19 protein-coding genes and 1 tRNA gene are annotated in these 16,449 nt (G+C 51.1%); 16 read left to right on the top strand and 4 right to left on the bottom strand.

Going from position 1 to position 16,449, the window contains the following annotated elements:
• On the bottom strand, window positions 1-227 hold a 227-nt coding region (locus tag AB7S66_RS05125; protein ID WP_428518386.1), incomplete at its 3' end, for a DUF4172 domain-containing protein.
• 58 nt (window positions 228-285) lie between these two features.
• Here AB7S66_RS05125 and AB7S66_RS05130 point away from each other — a divergent pair.
• The 11 genes from AB7S66_RS05130 (at window position 286) to AB7S66_RS05180 (ending at window position 9,693) form a co-directional block, all read left to right on the top strand.
• Complete coding sequence (locus AB7S66_RS05130) at window positions 286-441, top strand: hypothetical protein (RefSeq protein WP_428518387.1); 156 nt, start codon at window positions 286-288, stop codon at window positions 439-441.
• 63 nt (window positions 442-504) lie between these two features.
• Window positions 505-831 carry a transposase gene (locus AB7S66_RS05135; RefSeq protein WP_428518388.1) on the top strand — a complete coding sequence of 109 codons (327 nt, stop codon included), beginning with the start codon at window positions 505-507 and terminating at the stop codon, window positions 829-831.
• 216 nt (window positions 832-1,047) lie between these two features.
• Window positions 1,048-2,196, top strand: a complete 1,149-nt coding sequence (locus AB7S66_RS05140) for a class II glutamine amidotransferase (protein WP_428518389.1) — start codon at window positions 1,048-1,050, stop codon at window positions 2,194-2,196.
• Window positions 2,165-3,670, top strand: a complete 1,506-nt coding sequence (locus AB7S66_RS05145; protein ID WP_428518390.1) for a glutamate synthase-related protein — start codon at window positions 2,165-2,167, stop codon at window positions 3,668-3,670. The genes AB7S66_RS05140 and AB7S66_RS05145 overlap by 32 nt, the downstream gene beginning before the upstream one ends.
• A gap of 9 nt (window positions 3,671-3,679) precedes the next feature.
• Window positions 3,680-4,108, top strand: a complete 429-nt coding sequence (locus AB7S66_RS05150) for a 4Fe-4S dicluster domain-containing protein (RefSeq protein WP_428518391.1) — start codon at window positions 3,680-3,682, stop codon at window positions 4,106-4,108.
• Between the two features lies 1 nt (window position 4,109).
• Window positions 4,110-5,342, top strand: coding sequence for an NAD(P)/FAD-dependent oxidoreductase (locus tag AB7S66_RS05155; protein ID WP_428518392.1), 1,233 nt, complete (start codon window positions 4,110-4,112; stop codon window positions 5,340-5,342).
• The gene (locus AB7S66_RS05160; RefSeq protein WP_428518393.1) at window positions 5,339-6,064 is read left to right on the top strand and encodes a glutamate synthase; all 726 of its coding nucleotides are present in this window, start codon (window positions 5,339-5,341) and stop codon (window positions 6,062-6,064) included. The genes AB7S66_RS05155 and AB7S66_RS05160 overlap by 4 nt, the downstream gene beginning before the upstream one ends.
• A gap of 16 nt (window positions 6,065-6,080) precedes the next feature.
• Entirely contained in the window at window positions 6,081-7,364 is a 1,284-nt protein-coding gene (locus AB7S66_RS05165; RefSeq protein ID WP_428518394.1) for a glutamine synthetase family protein, read from the top strand.
• A gap of 11 nt (window positions 7,365-7,375) precedes the next feature.
• Window positions 7,376-7,948, top strand: coding sequence for an ANTAR domain-containing response regulator (locus AB7S66_RS05170; protein WP_428518395.1), 573 nt, complete (start codon window positions 7,376-7,378; stop codon window positions 7,946-7,948).
• Window positions 7,949-7,974: 26 nt separating this feature from the next.
• Window positions 7,975-9,579: a CTP synthase gene (locus AB7S66_RS05175; RefSeq protein WP_428518396.1), complete on the top strand. Its 1,605-nt coding sequence runs from the start codon at window positions 7,975-7,977 to the stop codon at window positions 9,577-9,579.
• A 41-nt stretch (window positions 9,580-9,620) separates the two neighbouring features.
• Window positions 9,621-9,693: transfer RNA gene (locus tag AB7S66_RS05180), tRNA-Ala, on the top strand.
• A 66-nt stretch (window positions 9,694-9,759) separates the two neighbouring features.
• On the opposite strand, the gene AB7S66_RS05185 is transcribed toward AB7S66_RS05180, so the two are convergent.
• A complete protein-coding gene (locus tag AB7S66_RS05185; protein ID WP_428518397.1) occupies window positions 9,760-9,891 on the bottom strand; it encodes a hypothetical protein in 132 nt (43 codons plus the stop codon).
• Between the two features lie 16 nt (window positions 9,892-9,907).
• On the opposite strand from AB7S66_RS05185, the gene AB7S66_RS05190 reads away from it, so the two are divergent.
• From AB7S66_RS05190 to AB7S66_RS05205, 4 genes are all read left to right on the top strand, one after another.
• On the top strand, window positions 9,908-11,224 hold the full coding sequence (locus tag AB7S66_RS05190) for an ABC transporter substrate-binding protein (protein ID WP_428518398.1): 1,317 nt from the start codon (window positions 9,908-9,910) through the stop codon (window positions 11,222-11,224).
• Between the two features lie 68 nt (window positions 11,225-11,292).
• The gene (locus AB7S66_RS05195; RefSeq protein WP_428518399.1) at window positions 11,293-12,180 is read left to right on the top strand and encodes a carbohydrate ABC transporter permease; all 888 of its coding nucleotides are present in this window, start codon (window positions 11,293-11,295) and stop codon (window positions 12,178-12,180) included.
• Window positions 12,181-12,190: 10 nt separating this feature from the next.
• Entirely contained in the window at window positions 12,191-13,027 is an 837-nt protein-coding gene (locus AB7S66_RS05200) for a carbohydrate ABC transporter permease (protein ID WP_428518400.1), read from the top strand.
• Between the two features lies 1 nt (window position 13,028).
• On the top strand, window positions 13,029-14,381 hold the full coding sequence (locus AB7S66_RS05205) for a phosphodiester glycosidase family protein (RefSeq protein WP_428518401.1): 1,353 nt from the start codon (window positions 13,029-13,031) through the stop codon (window positions 14,379-14,381).
• On the opposite strand, the gene AB7S66_RS05210 is transcribed toward AB7S66_RS05205, so the two are convergent.
• The gene (locus AB7S66_RS05210; protein WP_428518402.1) at window positions 14,359-15,510 is read right to left on the bottom strand and encodes an MFS transporter; all 1,152 of its coding nucleotides are present in this window, start codon (window positions 15,508-15,510) and stop codon (window positions 14,359-14,361) included. The genes AB7S66_RS05205 and AB7S66_RS05210 overlap by 23 nt on opposite strands.
• 75 nt (window positions 15,511-15,585) lie before the next feature.
• On the bottom strand, window positions 15,586-16,080 hold the full coding sequence (locus tag AB7S66_RS05215; protein WP_428518403.1) for an MATE family efflux transporter: 495 nt from the start codon (window positions 16,078-16,080) through the stop codon (window positions 15,586-15,588).
• A 66-nt stretch (window positions 16,081-16,146) separates the two neighbouring features.
• Between AB7S66_RS05215 and AB7S66_RS05220 the strand changes: the two genes are divergently transcribed.
• Window positions 16,147-16,335, top strand: coding sequence for a hypothetical protein (locus tag AB7S66_RS05220; protein ID WP_428518404.1), 189 nt, complete (start codon window positions 16,147-16,149; stop codon window positions 16,333-16,335).
• Window positions 16,336-16,449 lie beyond the last annotated feature (114 nt).

Here is a 16,449-nt window from a genome sequence, read left to right on the forward strand (position 1 = left end):
GAAGAGCGGACTTGTCCATAATTGAGGTGTTCACCTTCAATTTCACTGGAGCTGATGATGTTCTCTGAAACTACATGCCAATTCGATTCTCTCTGCAGTTCAAATCCAAGGCTTTTCATGCGACCCAGGACTTCTCCCTGTAAAAAGGTGGTGTTTGCGAGCGGTTCAAGCAGGGTTTCTTGATTCCAGGTAAAATGTGGCCATGTAGGGTTTTCATAGATATACATATATAATCTCCGCAATATTTGCGTAGATTGTACTACCTAATCTACGCAAATGCAATGCATGGAACTCCATATCAAGGTTGACTTCGCAGAAGGGGCGACATTCGCTTACCTTGGTGTTGAAGGAGTGTGCAAGGTCCATGATACCCGGGAGAAAACCTGGGGGTATCGCAATTTCTTCCAATATCGTTGCTACATCACGGCGAGGGTTCCCTAGGCCTCTAGCGGCAGCAGGAGTCTTGGTCTAGCATCATAGAAAGTCCAACTTTTTCCTCTTGAGTTGCAGGATTTCTATGAGAGGTTGATCATCAAATTCGCAAACTTCACAGTCATGGAGATACGCAAGTTTACAGCGTGCCTTACAAGGAATGCCGTTGAGATCCTCAACTACTTCCAGACATTGAGGACCAATGCAATCCTGGAAGGGTCCAACTCGAAGATTAGCATCACCAAGAGTCGTGCAAGAGGCTTCAAGAACATGAGTAACTTCATGAATATGATCTATTTCGTCTGTGGAGAATTGTCTCTCCCCCTACTGCCGATTATAGAGAGTGCTGGTGAGATAAAAGGTCAATCACAGCATGACTGGTTACAGAATATCCCCTGAAAAAGAACTCCATCACGACTATGAACAAAAAATAACAGGTTCTATTGCAAGCAGTTGCAATTTCATTTTCCCTACCAACGCCTCCCCTCGTGACAAACAAAAGCATTTTCGCTATGATAAGGTATATTCAATTGGACAAAGGCGTCCATCAGAGGTACCTCGCATGCGTGAGGTGTCTGTGATGGGCGCCTTTTTTCGTATCCAAGGAGACGCCCTATGAACGGCTACCATCAAAAAACACCTTTGGAGGGAGATGTCCGCATTCCCAGTGGATGTGCGATCAGTGGCATCATATCACGAAGTGGAAAACGATTTTCCGGACGTGAAGCCATATCCTCCATCGCTGTCATGCACGACCGCTCGAACGGACTGGGAGGAGGGTTTGCCGGGTATGGCATCTACCCTGAATATGCTGATTTCTATGCGCTGCATGTCTTCTATTATTCAAGTGAGGCAAAACGGAGCTGTGAGGAATTCCTTGAAGAACACTTCGATCTCATCAACCTCTCCAAGATCCCTACCACCAAGCAGCATGCAATCACTGACGAGCCGCTTATCTGGCGTTACTTCGTCACCCCGCTTCCCACCAAACTTGCCTCCAGCCAGCTCGATGAGAGCGAGTACACCGCTCGGTGTGTGATCAAGGTGAACAAGGAGATTGACGGAGCCTATGTCTTTTCATCAGGAAAGAACATGGGTGTCTTCAAGGCAGTGGGCTACCCTGAAGATGTTGGGGAGTTTTATCGCCTCGATGACTACGAAGGGTACAGTTGGACAGTCCACGGTCGTTACCCAACCAATACTCCCGGCTGGTGGGGAGGAGCACATCCTTTCAGCCTGCTCGACTACAGCGTAGTACACAATGGGGAAATATCGAGCTATGACGCGAACAGACGCTTCATTGAGATGTTCGGCTACGCCTGTACCCTGATGACCGACACCGAGGTCATCACCTATATGATCGACTACCTCCACAGAAAACAGGGCTTGAGTTTTGCAGAGGTAGCCAATGTCATTGCAGCTCCCTTCTGGTCGACCATTGAGGGGAAACCCAAGGAAGAGAGAGAGGTATTCACCTATTTGAGAAACACCTTTGCAAGCATGCTGATCACCGGTCCGTTCTCCATCATCCTTGGCTTCAGCGGAGGGTTGATGGCACTCAACGACCGACTCAAACTCAGGAGCCTTGTGGCTGCAGAGAAAGACGACCGTGTCTATCTGGCAAGTGAGGAAGCAGCTATCAGGGTTATCTGCCCTGAACCCGACCGGCTCTGGTACCCAAGTGGAGGAAAGCCGGTCATCGTCACCCTGGATGGTCAGCAAGGAGGGCAAGATGGGCATCAACTACCTGTATCCGGACTTTGAAGTAGTAAGAAACCAAGATAGATGCATCACCTGTAGGGTATGCGAACGACAATGCGCAAATGAGGTCCACTCATTTGACGAAGCAACAGGTCGCATGAGAGCTGATGAGAGCAAGTGCGTCAACTGCCATCGCTGTGTATCCCTCTGCCCCACCCATGCACTGAAAATCGTCAAGACTGACCATATCTTCAAGGAGAATGCAAACTGGAGGGGAGAGGTCATCCAGGATATCTATCGGCAGGCAGAGAGTGGAGGAGTCCTGCTGGCGTCCATGGGCACTCCCAAGGATTATCCCGTGTACTGGGACAAGATGCTGGTCAACGCAAGCCAGGTAACCAACCCCTCCATCGACCCGCTGAGAGAGCCAATGGAGACCAGGACCTACCTCGGGCAGAAAGCATCTGCTGTAACCAGGGATGAGAAGGGAAGGATCATCACCAAGACCGCACCCCAGTTGAAACTGGAGATCCCGATCATGTTCAGTGCCATGTCCTATGGTTCCATCTCCTATAATGCCCATAAGTCCCTTGCACTTGCAGCACAAGAACTCGGAATCTACTACAACACCGGGGAAGGGGGCCTCCATGAGGACTTCTACCAGTATGGGAAGAACACCATCGTCCAGGTAGCAAGTGGAAGATTCGGGGTACATCCGGGGTACTTGAATGCCGGTGCTGCCATTGAGATCAAGATGGGACAGGGGGCAAAACCCGGTATCGGGGGACACCTGCCCGGATCCAAGATTGGTGAGGATATCTCCAAGACACGCATGATCCCACTCCACAGTGATGCGATCAGCCCGGCACCCCACCATGACATCTACTCCATCGAAGACCTCCGCCAGCTGGTCTTTGCCCTCAAGGAGGCAACAGCCTATACCAAGCCGGTCATCGTAAAAGTGGCAGCCGTGCACAACATCAGTGCAATCGCCAGCGGGATTGCACGCAGTGGAGCAGACATCATCGCAATCGATGGATTCAGGGGGGGGACGGGAGCAGCTCCTGCCAGGACAAGGGACAACGTGGGGATACCCATTGAACTGGCCTTGGCCAGTGTTGATGAGCGGCTGCGCCAGGAGGGAATACGCGGCAATGTCAGTCTGGTGGTAGGTGGCTCGATCCGAAGCAGTAGTGATGTCCTGAAGGCCATAGCACTCGGTGCTGATGCAGTCTATGTGGCCACCAGTGCCCTGATCGCCCTTGGTTGCCACCTCTGCCGTACCTGTCATAGCGGGAAATGCAACTGGGGAATCGCCACCCAGAACCCAGAGCTGGTCAAACGACTCAATCCAGAGATTGGCAGTGAACGATTGGTAAATCTTATCACCGCATGGAACCATGAACTCAAGGAGATGATGGGAGGAATGGGGATCAACTCCATCGAGGCGCTCAGGGGAAACCGGCTGATGCTCAGGGGGATTGGCTTGAACGAAACAGAGCTGCAAATCCTCGGCATCAAGCATGCCGGTGCATAGGAGGGATCGATGAAGAGAATCTACGTCAATGAACAGTGGTGTTTGGCCTGTCATCTTTGCGAGTACTACTGTGCGTATGCAAACAGCGGACTCCCTGATATGGTCCAGGCTTTGAAGGACAAGCCTTTGTATCCAAGGATACAGGTGGAACAGAAGGGAACCGTCAGCTTTGCCGTAAACTGTCGTCACTGCAGTGAACCACTCTGTCTCAAGAGCTGCATTGCGGGAGCCATCAGCCAGAAGGATGGTCTGATCGTCATCGACCAGGACAAGTGTGTCGGTTGCTACAGCTGTATCATGGCGTGTCCCTATGGTGCCTTGATGCCAAGTGAAAGTGGGGTTATGCAAAAGTGCGAACTCTGTGCCACAAACAGCCACGGTCTCCCTGTTTGTGTACAAGGATGCCCAAACCAGGCCATTGTTTATGAGGAGCGCTAGCATGCAGTATGTCATTATCGGGAACTCCATCACCAGCGTAGGATGCATTGAGTCCATCAGGAAACATGACTCACAAGGTTCCATTACGGTCATCGGGGAAGAGAACCATCCCATCTATGCTCGGCCACTCATCTCCTATCTGCTCCAAGGAAAGACTGACGAGCAGAAGATGACCTACCGTGATGCGGACTTCTATGAAAAACATAGCGTCCGTCTCCTTATAGGAAGAAAAGTGGAGAAGATTGAAGCAGAGACCCAACTACTCACCTTGGACGATGGGGTGGTCATGCAGTATGACAAGCTGCTGATCGCAACCGGTTCTCTTCCCTTCATTCCTGCTATGAAAAATCTTGAAGAGGTAGCGAAAAAACACACCTTCCTCTCCTTGTCTGATGCAAAGGAGCTTGAATCAGAGCTGCTTCCCACGAGCCGGGTGCTTATCATCGGTGCCGGCTTGATCGGGCTGAAGTGTGCAGAAGGTATCCTTGAGCGCGTGCAATCAGTAACGGTGGTCGATTTGGCAGGGAGGATACTCTCCAGCATCCTAGACGAGGAAGGATCGCTTCGGGTGCAAGCACATCTGGAACAAGCAGGAATTCGTTTCCATCTGGGAGACAGCGTACGAGAGTTCTGTGGCCAGGAGGCACTCCTGAGTAGTGGCAAGGTTGTAGGATTCGATATCCTGGTCATGGCAGTTGGAGTCAAGCCAAACATACAGTTGGCAAAAGATGCAGGGCTTGCGGTAAACAAGGGCATTCTCATTGACCAAGCATGCCGAACCAGTGATGCACATATTTGGGCCGGGGGGGACTGCAGTGAAGGATGGGAACTCCTGAGTGGAGAGAGACGGAATCTTGCACTCTTGCCGAATGCATACATGCAGGGCGAGAGTGCCGGATACTCCATGACCGGAAATGAGCATCGCTTTGAAAATGCCATCGCCATGAATGCAATTGGGTTCTTCGGCTTGCATATCATCACAGCCGGGATGTATGAGGGTGAGGATCTCTGCTTTACCACAGAGAGTGGGTACAAGCGGCTCTTCATCAAGGACCATCACCTGGTTGGCTGTATCCTGATAGGGGACCAAGTTCTGAGGGGGGGCATCTACATTGACCTGATCAGAAGCAGGACAGACCTCAGAACACTCGATTTTGCCATGATCAGCGAGCAACCAGCCTTGATGGCTTTTGCACAGAAGGTGAGAAGCGAACAGTTAGGGAGGGCACAATGACACAGATAGATGTAGGGAAGATGGAGTACCGGCATCTCAATGAACAAATACGGGAGAGCAAGGCAAAGCAATTCATACTCTCCTCTGTAACCGGTCAGCGCTACATCGGCTGTGCCCAGAAGGATAAGACCATCACCATAAACGGTACCCCGGGCAATGGTCTTGGTTCCTATCTCGATGGGGCGACACTTATCGTGAACGGCAATGCACAGGATGCGACCGGGGATACCATGAATGAGGGAGCCATTATTGTACATGGCTCCTGTGGCGATGGGACAGGGTATGCAATGCGCGGGGGAAAGCTCTATATCCGTGACAGTGCGGGGTACCGCTGTGGCATCCATATGAAAGCGTTTGAGGAGAAACAACCACTGCTGGTCATAGGAGAGCGGGCAGGCAGCTTTCTTGGTGAGTATCAGGCAGGGGGAACCATCATTGTGTTGGGAAGGAACCAAGAAGGAAAGGCTCCAGTAGGTTATTTCTGTGGGACGGGGATGCATGGTGGCACAATCTATTTGCGCTGTGATACACTTCCTCAGGGGTTGCCACCACAGGTTGCAGTACGCGATGCCGATGAAGAAGATAAAGCACTTCTTTCCAATCTTCTGGATGAGTACTGTACCCTGTTCGAGTTTGACAGAGAACAGTTGCTTGCATCCCATTTTTTTGTACTGAGTGCAAACAGCACCACACCCTATCGGATGATGTATACCCATGTATGACAGAGGGAGGAGAAGGATGATGAGTAATACCCAGCAAGAGGTGATGCAGTTCATCAAGGAACAGGATGTTCGGTTCGCCCGACTGGTATTCTGCGATATTTTCGGACAGATCAAGAATATTTCCATCTCGGCAAGTGAGCTGGAACGGGCTTTTTCCAGTGGTATCAGTTTTGACGCATCCTCGGTGAAAGGATTCCTTGAGGTTGAGGAGAGCGACCTGTTGCTCTTTCCCGACCCTGCCACCCTCTCCATTCTCCCTTGGCGTCCAGCCCAGGGACGTGTGGTGCGGTTCTTCTGCTCGATCAAGAAACCCGATGGAACCCTCTTCGAGGGAGACACACGCTCCCTCTTGCAGGAGACAGTAAGAAAAGCCGCTTTGCAGGGCTACTCCTTCACAGTGGGACCTGAGTGCGAGTTCTATCTCTTCAAGACCGATGAGAACGGCAAGCCAACCTACCAACCCTTGGATGAGGGCACCTACCTTGATGTTGCACCCTTGGACAAGGGGGAGAATGTACGAAGGGAGATTTGCCTGACCCTTGAGCAGATGGGCTTCTACACCGAACGCAGTCATCATGAGTCAGGACCAGGCCAGAATGAGATTGATTTCAAGTACGGAAACCCTGTTGAGGCGGCAGACGACTTCATCACGTTCAAATCAGTGGTAAAGACCATCTCAGACCGTAGTGGATTGTTCGCTTCATTCCTCCCCAAACCATTGCAGGGAGAGAGTGGAAGCGGACTACATTTCAACCTGTCCATCAAGGCAGAGGGAGAGCAGTACAGCAAGCTTGAAACGGCAATGAGCGCTGGAATCCTGAACAGGATCCAGGAGATCTCCCTCTTTCTCAATCCACTTGCAAACTCCTTTGAGCGCCTCGGTTCTTTCGAAGCTCCCAAGTATGTGGGATGGGGCCGGGCAAACCGCTCGCTGCTTATCCGCATTCCCTATACCAGTGGGGAATACCGCCGGATTGAGGTGCGTTCAGCCGACCCAGCCTGCAACCCATACCTCGCCATCACCTTGCTGCTCAGTGCAGCCTTGGAAGGAATCCGGGGGAATCTTCCCCTCGAGGAAGAGTACCAGGGATCGGCATACCAAAAGCAGACAGGTCGCATGCTCCCCTCCTCCTTGGCTGAAGCCATGGAACTGGCAAAGAACAGCGAGTTTGTACAATCCAACATCCCTGACCGTCTGCTCACCTGCTTTCTTGATGCAAAAGGAGCGGAGTGGAGGTCCTATGAGACGGCTGTAGACCCGTTTGAAGCGAGTCGAAAAGCCTATTTCCTGACGATGTAAGAGGGGGGTACATGCTTCGAGCGCTGGTTGTATCATCAACACAGAAAGGAAGTGACTCATTGTGTTCGCTCATGCGAGAGCACGACCGATCCATTGAGCTCCTTCACTGTCTGAGCGCAGGAGAGGCCCGGCGGCTGGTACTCGACCAGGAACTCGACTTGGTGGTCATCAATGCTCCTCTGTTGGATGAATCAGGGGAGGAACTGGCCGTCATGGTGGTACAACAGAGTCTGGCAGGATCCATCCTTGTAGTACGGAACCAGTACTTTGAACAGTGTGAGGCACTGTTCTCCGAGCAAGGGGTGCTTGTGGTCAGCAAACCGGTGATCCGCCAGATGTTCTTCCAAGCCCTCAGCCTTGCACGATCAATGCGTCGTCGGTTGACAGCAATGCATACAGAGAATGAGAAACTCCACAAGAAGATTGAAGAGATCAAGATCATCGACAGGGCAAAATGGGTCTTGATCGAAAACCTTGGCATGGATGAGCAACAAGCACACCGTTACATGGAAAAGCAGGCGATGGATCTGCGCAAAAGTCGGTATGCCGTTGCTCTCTCCCTACTGAAGACCTACCAGATGTGAAACAAGAGACAAGGAGAATGATATATATGGCCAAACACATTTTTGTGACGGGCGGGGTCGTTTCGGGCCTCGGCAAAGGCATCACTGCTGCATCACTGGGGAGACTCTTGAAAGCAAGGGGACTGAAGATTGCAGCCCAGAAGCTCGACCCCTATATGAACGTGGACCCTGGAACAATGAGTCCATACCAGCATGGGGAGGTCTTCGTGACCGAGGATGGTTCAGAGACCGACCTCGACCTTGGTCACTACGAGAGATTCATTGATGAGGATCTGAACAAGTACAGCAACCTCACCAGCGGAAGGGTGTACTGGAACGTGCTGAGCAAGGAACGCAGCGGAGCCTACTTGGGATCCACCGTCCAGATCATTCCCCATGTAACCACGGAGATAAAAGAGGCAATCTACGCATTGGACAGGAAGACCGAAGCCGAGGTAATCATTACCGAAATCGGGGGAACCACTGGTGATATCGAGAGCCAACCCTTTTTGGAGGCCATCAGACAGATAGGGCACGAGGTGGGACAAGACAACTGTCTTTTCATCCATGTAACGCTGGTTCCCTACCTGAAAAGCAGCGCGGAACACAAGAGCAAGCCTACCCAGCACTCAGTGAAGGAGTTGATGGCAAGCGGTATCTTTCCCGATATCATAGTAACGCGCAGTGACGAACCGCTGGAGGAGAGCATCAAGGACAAGATCGCCCTGTTTTGCAATGTGAAGCGCGACTGTGTCATCGAGAACAAAACGGTACCGGTGCTCTACGAGGCTCCCATGATGCTGAGAGCCGAAAAACTCGATGAGATTGTCTGCAGGGAGCTGAAGCTGGAAACCAGAGAGCCAGACCTCTCTGAATGGAAGACAATGCTGAAGCGTATCGAAGGTGCAAAGAAACAGGTCCGCATCGCCTTGGTGGGAAAATATATCCAGCTGCATGACGCCTACCTCAGTGTGATGGAAGCACTCAAGCATGGTGGGTGGGAGCATGGAGCCGAGGTCCAGATAGACTGGGTGGACAGTGAGGAGGTGACCAAGGATACGGTAGATGCGCTCCTGCGTGAGGCGGATGGAATTCTCGTTCCTGGAGGCTTTGGGGACCGGGGTATTGAAGGAAAAATACTTGCAGCCCGGTATGCCAGGGAACAAAGAATCCCCTACCTTGGAATCTGCCTTGGGATGCAAATCGCCGTCATAGAATTTGCCCGCCATGTAGTAGGGTTCTTAGATGCACACTCCTCTGAATTTGCACCCGATTCCAAGCATCCGGTTATCGCCCTGATGCCAGACCAGCGGGGCAACATCCCCAAGGGAGGTACCATGCGGCTTGGGACCTACCCCTGCATGGTGAAACCGAATACGCTCATGAGCAAGGTATACAAGGAATCTGAGAGTACCAGAGAGCGTCACCGGCACCGCTATGAGTTCAACAATGAGTTCAGGGAAATCCTTCAGGAAAATGGCCTTGTCATCAGTGGCACCAGTCCTGACGAAACCTTGGTGGAGGCTGTGGAGCTCTCATCCCATCCGTTCTTCATCGGAGTGCAGTACCACCCCGAGTTCAAGAGCAGACCAAACCGTCCACACCCGCTTTTCAGTGGCTTCATTGCCGCATCCCTCGGACAGCAGAGTTGACAGTTTGCCTTCTCTGCGATAATTTTGTGTATGCGTTCAGCGGGGCCATAGCTCATCTGGTAGAGCAACTGGTTCGCAATCAGTAGGTGGAGGGTTCGAGTCCCTTTGGCTCCAGCATACAGACCCGTCTCATAAGAGGCGGGTTTGTTGTATCTTCCCGGAGCAAAAACCTTTTCAGTCTCACCACTTCACGATTGCCTTTTTAAATGCACAATGGTAAAATGCAACTACTTGCAACACAGGATGGAATGAGAGACCCAATACATCCCCTACCGTCCTGGAAGCAAGTATGCTTAGGAAATTCGTTTCCATAGAAAGGAGTGTTGAGATGAAAAAACTACTGATGACACTGGTAGTCCTTCTTACATTGGGTCTCCTGTTTGCAGCAGGTGGTACAGAAACCAAGGCTGAGACAGAAGAAATCACATTGGAATGGTGGACGTGGGATCCTGATATGCTTGAACAGAACAAGCAGATCATCAGCGCCTTCGAGGCGGCCAACCCTGGGGTAACAATCAATAACACCATAGTGGGAACCAAGGAGTATTGGACCAAGATCCGCATCCAGGCCAACCAGAACAAGCTTCCTGATGTCTTCACGATGAGCTCGGGGTACATTGAGGAGTGGGCGAAAGCCGGCCTTTTGTACAATCTTGATTCCTTCATCAAGAATGACGACACTTTCACAAACTTCTATCAGTCCATATTCGATACCAGTAAAGAGATCAGCAACACGGAAAGTTACTATTCCATCCCCTTTGCATTGGTTACCACGGTGCTCTATTACAACAAGGATGCATTCGACGCCGCCGGGGTTGCCTATCCGAGTGATGACTGGACCTGGGATGACTTCAAGAAAGCAGCCAAGCAGCTCACCATCGACAAGAACGGGGACGGAAAAACCGACCAGTGGGGACACTGGTTCTATGGCCGCTACGCGCACATAGAACCTTGGGTCTATGCAAACAATGGAAAACTCATTGACAAGAACTCCATGCAATTCAATCCTGACAAGAATGCCATGGATGCCATCAGGATGCTGACTGACCTTGTTCTCGTTGACAAGGTTGCCCCTCCCCAGAAAGATATGACCAGCTTCCAACAGCAGGATGTCTTCAGCCAGGGAGTGGCAGCAATGTGGGTCGATGGTTCCTGGTTCGTCGATACACTCCGAAAGAATGTAGGCGATGACATGCGATGGGGCATTGCACGGGTTCCCAGTGGACCTGCAGGACCGAGCAATCTTACCTATGGATGGCCAGACAGCTATGCCCTCGCACCAAACACCAAGCATCCTGAAATGGCATGGAAGTTTGCCAAGTACGTTGCAGGAGAGGGAATCAGCCTGGATGTATACATGGCAGGAAAGATTCCCTCTGCAAAGAAACTAGCAGAAGATCCCCTGTTTGCCGATCCCAGCAAACAGCCAGGAGAAGAGATGAACCTCCTCAGAGAACAAGCGAGCGGCCCAATGACCACCAGCTACACCATGGGATGGAGTGAATGGAGAGGATATGGTGGCTCTGAGTCTCTTGGGCTCAACGGTACCATTGATGCAATCATCAACAGCCATATGGGCTTTGACGAGGCCTTTCAGAAGGGAACAGAGAACATCAACGCTGTCTTGAAGCGGTACTACAAGTAGATTACAATTTTTATAGGTTGGTTGCCTGGCCTTCCAGGCAACCACATTGTTAGTAAGGAAAACAATTGATGACCCAACCACCGTACCGATGGCACAGTAAGATAACCCCATGGGTATTCATAATCCCTACGGTGATCGGACTGCTTGTGTTCAGGCTTATTCCAATCGTTTCCTCCCTGTACCTCAGCTTTACCGATTGGAATCTCTTGAGCTCCCCTGCATTCATCAAACTCGGGAATTATCAGGAACTGCTTTCCAGTGAGGAGTTCATCGGAATTGTACTGAATACCCTGCAGTTCTCCTTGATCTACGTTGTTGGCTCCATCGTCTGTGGACTTGCCCTTGCCGTCCTTATCAATGTACGGATCAAGGGAATTTCCTTCTTCCGCTCAGCCATCTATCTCCCCGTGGTAACCTCTGCTGTAGCCGTGGGGATCATCTGGAACTGGATGCTCGGCCCCACCTATGGGTTGGTGAACAACCTTATCGAGGCGATTGGGCTGACCCCTCCATACTGGCTTGGCGATACCCGCCTTGCCCTGAACACCGTAGCTTCGGTGCAAGTGTGGAAGATGAGCGGCTACTATATGATCATCTTCCTCGCCGGTTTGCAGGGAATAAACAGGGATACGCTTGAATCAGCAAGGGTCGATGGGGCCAATGCATTCCAGAGTTTCTTCAGGATTACCCTGCCCATGCTGATGCCAACCCTGTTTTTCGTACTCACCATCACCATCATCGACTCGTTCAAGAACTTCGAGCTGATCTATGCCATGACCAAGGGAGGCCCACAGAACGCGAGCAACACCCTGGTCTATGATGTCTACCTCAATGCTTTCGTCTACTATCGGGTAGGCTATGCCTCAGCGATTGCCTACATCCTTCTGATATTCGTAGGCTTGATGACCCTTTTCAACTTCTACATCAAGAAGCATCTTGTCCAGAACTTGGATTAAGGAGGAGACGATGAAACAAAAAAACGCAGACCGATATCGTCTCCTCCTGATCACCATTGTTGCGATTCTCTATATCTTCCCTTTCCTCTGGATGGTCTCCAACTCATTCATGTCGGAGAAGAACATCTTCTCAGTACCCCCGAAATTCATCCCCGACCTTCTCTTCACCGACCAGATGTTCGATAATTACAAGGAAGTCTTCACCCAGTACAACTTCGGCCGCTATACCGTCAACAGCCTCTGGGTTTATGCCCTGGCAGCATTTGGACAGATCCTGGTCTGTTCGCTTGCAGGATTCGCACTATCAACCATGCAATTCAAGGGAAAGAATCTTATTTTTTCCCTCCTGATCTTTACACTCATGATCCCCGTTCAAGTGACCATCATCCCCGAGTATTATCTCTTTCTCAAACTCAACTGGATGGACACCTATCTCCCCTTGATCGTACCATCTTTCCTTGCTGGAGCCTTTGGGACCTTTATGCTCAAGGAGTTCTTTGCCCAAGTACCCCGCCCGTTGTTTGATGCAGGGATCATAGATGGGGTGAATGCCTACCAGATGTTTGCACGCATCTACCTGCCCCAAGCCTCCAGTCCTATCGCCACCCTCTTCATCATCGCATTCATGAACAACTGGAACGATCTGCTACGCCCCATGCTCTATATCTCAAGCAGGAATCTCTATACTGTGACCATTGCCCTCTCCCAGTTCCAGAACCAATACGGTGTCAAATGGAACCTATTGCTGGCAGGAAGCGTACTCTCCGTCCTTCCCCTGCTCATCATCTTCGCGTTCAGCCAACGGTACATCATTGAGAGCACCATGAATTCAGGCATCAAGGGGTAGCATGAGAAACACCATCATTACCGAGACCCATCAGAACAAGGAAATACAACGTTTCCAGGTCGTGGAAGCGTTTGCATGGAAAAACCTGCAGTTCGCCTCTCCTGGTTTCGATGCAGGAGCAATCAGGGAGATCGCCAGGCTCTACCGGCTCAACATCGTGGAGAAAGACCCCTCTGCCTATGGCAGACTGGTCTTCTTCCATGTACCTGAGAATATCAATCTTCCTTTTCCCTCTCGTAGTAAAGATATGTGGTTTTTCTCCAGGAACATCACCGCCAAAGTGCAACTCCAGAGGCTAGCAGATGAGGGCAACCTCTACCAGGATGGAACATGGATAAGCAAGAATGCTTCTGCCAGGCTGTTCCTTAACCAGCTGGAGGCAGAGCATTACCTTGAGATGGTTTCGGGTAAGAAGGATGGGATTACCTTCATCCCCATCGATGGGAAGGTAGGATTCCCCTCTTCCCTTGACTCTCCGCTTGTTGTCAACTCCCATTTCTTCCTGATGGACCCCACCGACCTCGATTCCCCATTCTGTGAACTGGGTACCCCCCACGGTCTTGCGCTCAAGGATGGAGTGGTACTCAATCCACCACTGAACCATCGGCCTTGCCTCTTGGTGGATACAAAAGGGACCTGCCACACTACACAGGTTGAACTGACTGATTTGGTGGTGGAAATTGACTCTGTGCAGTACCGGCATGAAAGAAATGCAATCTTTTACTTCCGCCCCGAAACCTGTATCACACCAAGTAGCAGTGGTACCGATATTGTCATAACCGGTAATTCCGTTGTGGCAGTAAAGCAAGGAGGAAATACGAGAGTGCCAATGGCTGGTTTTGTCCTCAGCTTGCGTGAAGATATCGCAGTCCAGGAGACCTCTGTCCGGTATCTTGGGTTGGAGGCATACCAGTTCGGCATCCAGGTAGGGCCACCTATGATGAGGGAATCGAGTATGGTCGACTCTCTCTGCTGTCCTTTTTTTGATCCACTCGTTGCTGCGACTCCCTTTCCACCAACCGTCTATCCACTGCCGTTCTCAACAGCCCGGGCTGCTCGTATCGCCCTGGGAACAAATAGAGAGGGAGAGCCTGTACTGGTTTGGGCTGAAGGGGCAAGCAAACGAAATTACCAGAGGGGAAAGGAGAGCGCAGGGGCTTCCTTGCTCGAGTTGGCACAGTTCTGTGACCGACAACACTGCCAGGAGATCATCAACCTTGATGGGGGAGGGTCGTCACAGATCATCTATGAAGGGAAACGATACCTGAAGATTGCCGATCGGTATGAGGACAACAGCGAAGCTGAGCGTCCAGTCCCCCTTGTGCTGGTTCTCAGCACTTCCTGTTCGCAGTAATCAGGACCAACCCAGAAACAGACAACAGCACAAAACAGAGCATGATTGCAGTATTGTAGGAACCAGTGGTATCAGCAATCCAACCACCAATACCAGGGGCAATGATACCGGCAAGTCCGTATGAGAGAAAAACCAAGGGGTAACGCTTGGAAAATTCTGTTACCCCATAGGTCTTGGAGAGATACCCTGCATAAAGCACAAACTGTGAGCCAAACAAGAAACCCAGGACAAGTACGCTTACCAGAAATAGCAAGCTACCCGATGCAACTCGTATCAGTACAGAGAAGAGAGAAGCGAGCAGGAGTGACCAGGGAATAACACGATAACCTGTCCTGTCAAAGATATGTCCCCATATAATCCTACCGCTCAGGTTCCCAAGCGAGAACTGGACAACCGAAAGCACGGTCATCTCCTCAGCAAGACCCTTGGAGAGAGCATAGGGAGCAAGGTTGCCTACAAGCAACAATCCAGCGAAGGTTCCACTGAACATCCCGAGGATGCTGAGAACCATAGGCTTTTCAGAATGGGCTTTATGCACTTGCATCTCCCCTGAATTCTTTCCTGTGGTCGCTGGGGGGAAAGAGAGCAACAGCGCGGCAAGGAAGAGCAACGATCCACTGACAAGACCATAGAAGAGGAAGAAACGATCCAAGGAAAGACCGGAGAGCTTACCTGCCTCAATGATGGAAGAAAGAATGATAGCCCCTCCCCCAAACCCTCCAACAGAGAGGCCGGTGATCAATCCCTTTTGGCGAGGAAACCACTGCATCCCAACCGAGAGGGGAACCACATAGGCAAAGCCAATCCCAGAACCAGCGACAACTCCTACAGCAAGCAACAAGAGGGGAAGGGAACCATGGGAACGGGATGCCAGGAAATACCCTGCCATATAGAGGAGCGCACCAATGAGGGCTGGGATTCTTGGCCCTTTCCTGGCCAACAGGTGGCCGGAGTACACCATGACCAAGGTAAAGACAGCAATGCTCAAACCGAATACAAACCCACTCTCGCCGTTGCTGATACCATAACTCTCTGCAAGCCATGGGGTAAGGGTACTCCAAGCATAGATCCCCCCCAATATGGTTTGCATAATCAGTCCGGCAATCAAGACAATCCAACGGTTGTGCATCGGCACTCCTTAAGAAAAATTTTTAGGCAGTATAAAAATTTTGTCTAGATGGTGCAAGCATCATGGCCCAATTTCTTACGTGGTGCTGTATGATCCCTGTTTTAGATGGCGAAAGACCAGATACAGAATAAACAGAGCAGAGAGAAAGTCAGCAATGGGGAAAGCAAGATAGATACCCTGTGCTCCGAGGTAGTTTCCAGGCAGCAAGATCAGGGGAACCAGGAGAACAAACTGCCTACCTATCCAGAGTACGAGTGCCTGGAAAAAGGCCGTCCCTACACTTTGCATCCCCAAGAACAGCAACCTGGCCGCCGGCACTGCCCTTTCCAGCCATTGCTCAACCTTGGTAAAGAGGCGAAGGGAAACATCAGGGAACAGGGTAACAAGGAGGGATGCCTTGAGTACCCGAATGACCTCTTCATTTCGCTTAGCTCCTGCATGGCAGCCTACGATTGGCTGTAATCCCTGGACAATACCTGAGATCGGCAAATTGAAAAACATCAACAGGGTCCAAATAACCCCATAGGCAGCAATGGCAAGGGTATCCCCATAGAGAAGCAATTCGGCCAAACACCTGAAAGAAAGAAGCACCTTCTGCCCTCACTGAGAGAGAATGCAGAACGACGGGAGGAAAGAATGTACAAGGCAAACAGGGCAGAGGATGATGATCAGCAGGAAATCAAGCAGGATATTGCACCCATTTCCGATGATGCCGGCGACCATCAATACCTTTACCTTCCCTTGGGAACGCAAGAGTGCATTCAGGACGGTGGAGAGAACGATGAGTGGAGATCTACTCCCAGGCAGCTTCGCACCAACGGGTAGGTCTCAGCATCAGAGCCCAGCATGGATGCAAGCTGTGGAAAACCAGGGGAGATTCCCCAATGCCCATCATAAGTGCTGTTGCCGTAAGTATCAGATAGCCACCCATGGAAATCC

It is taken from the genome of Sphaerochaeta sp., from assembly GCF_050178175.1.
Taxonomy (GTDB): domain Bacteria; phylum Spirochaetota; class Spirochaetia; order Sphaerochaetales; family Sphaerochaetaceae; genus Sphaerochaeta.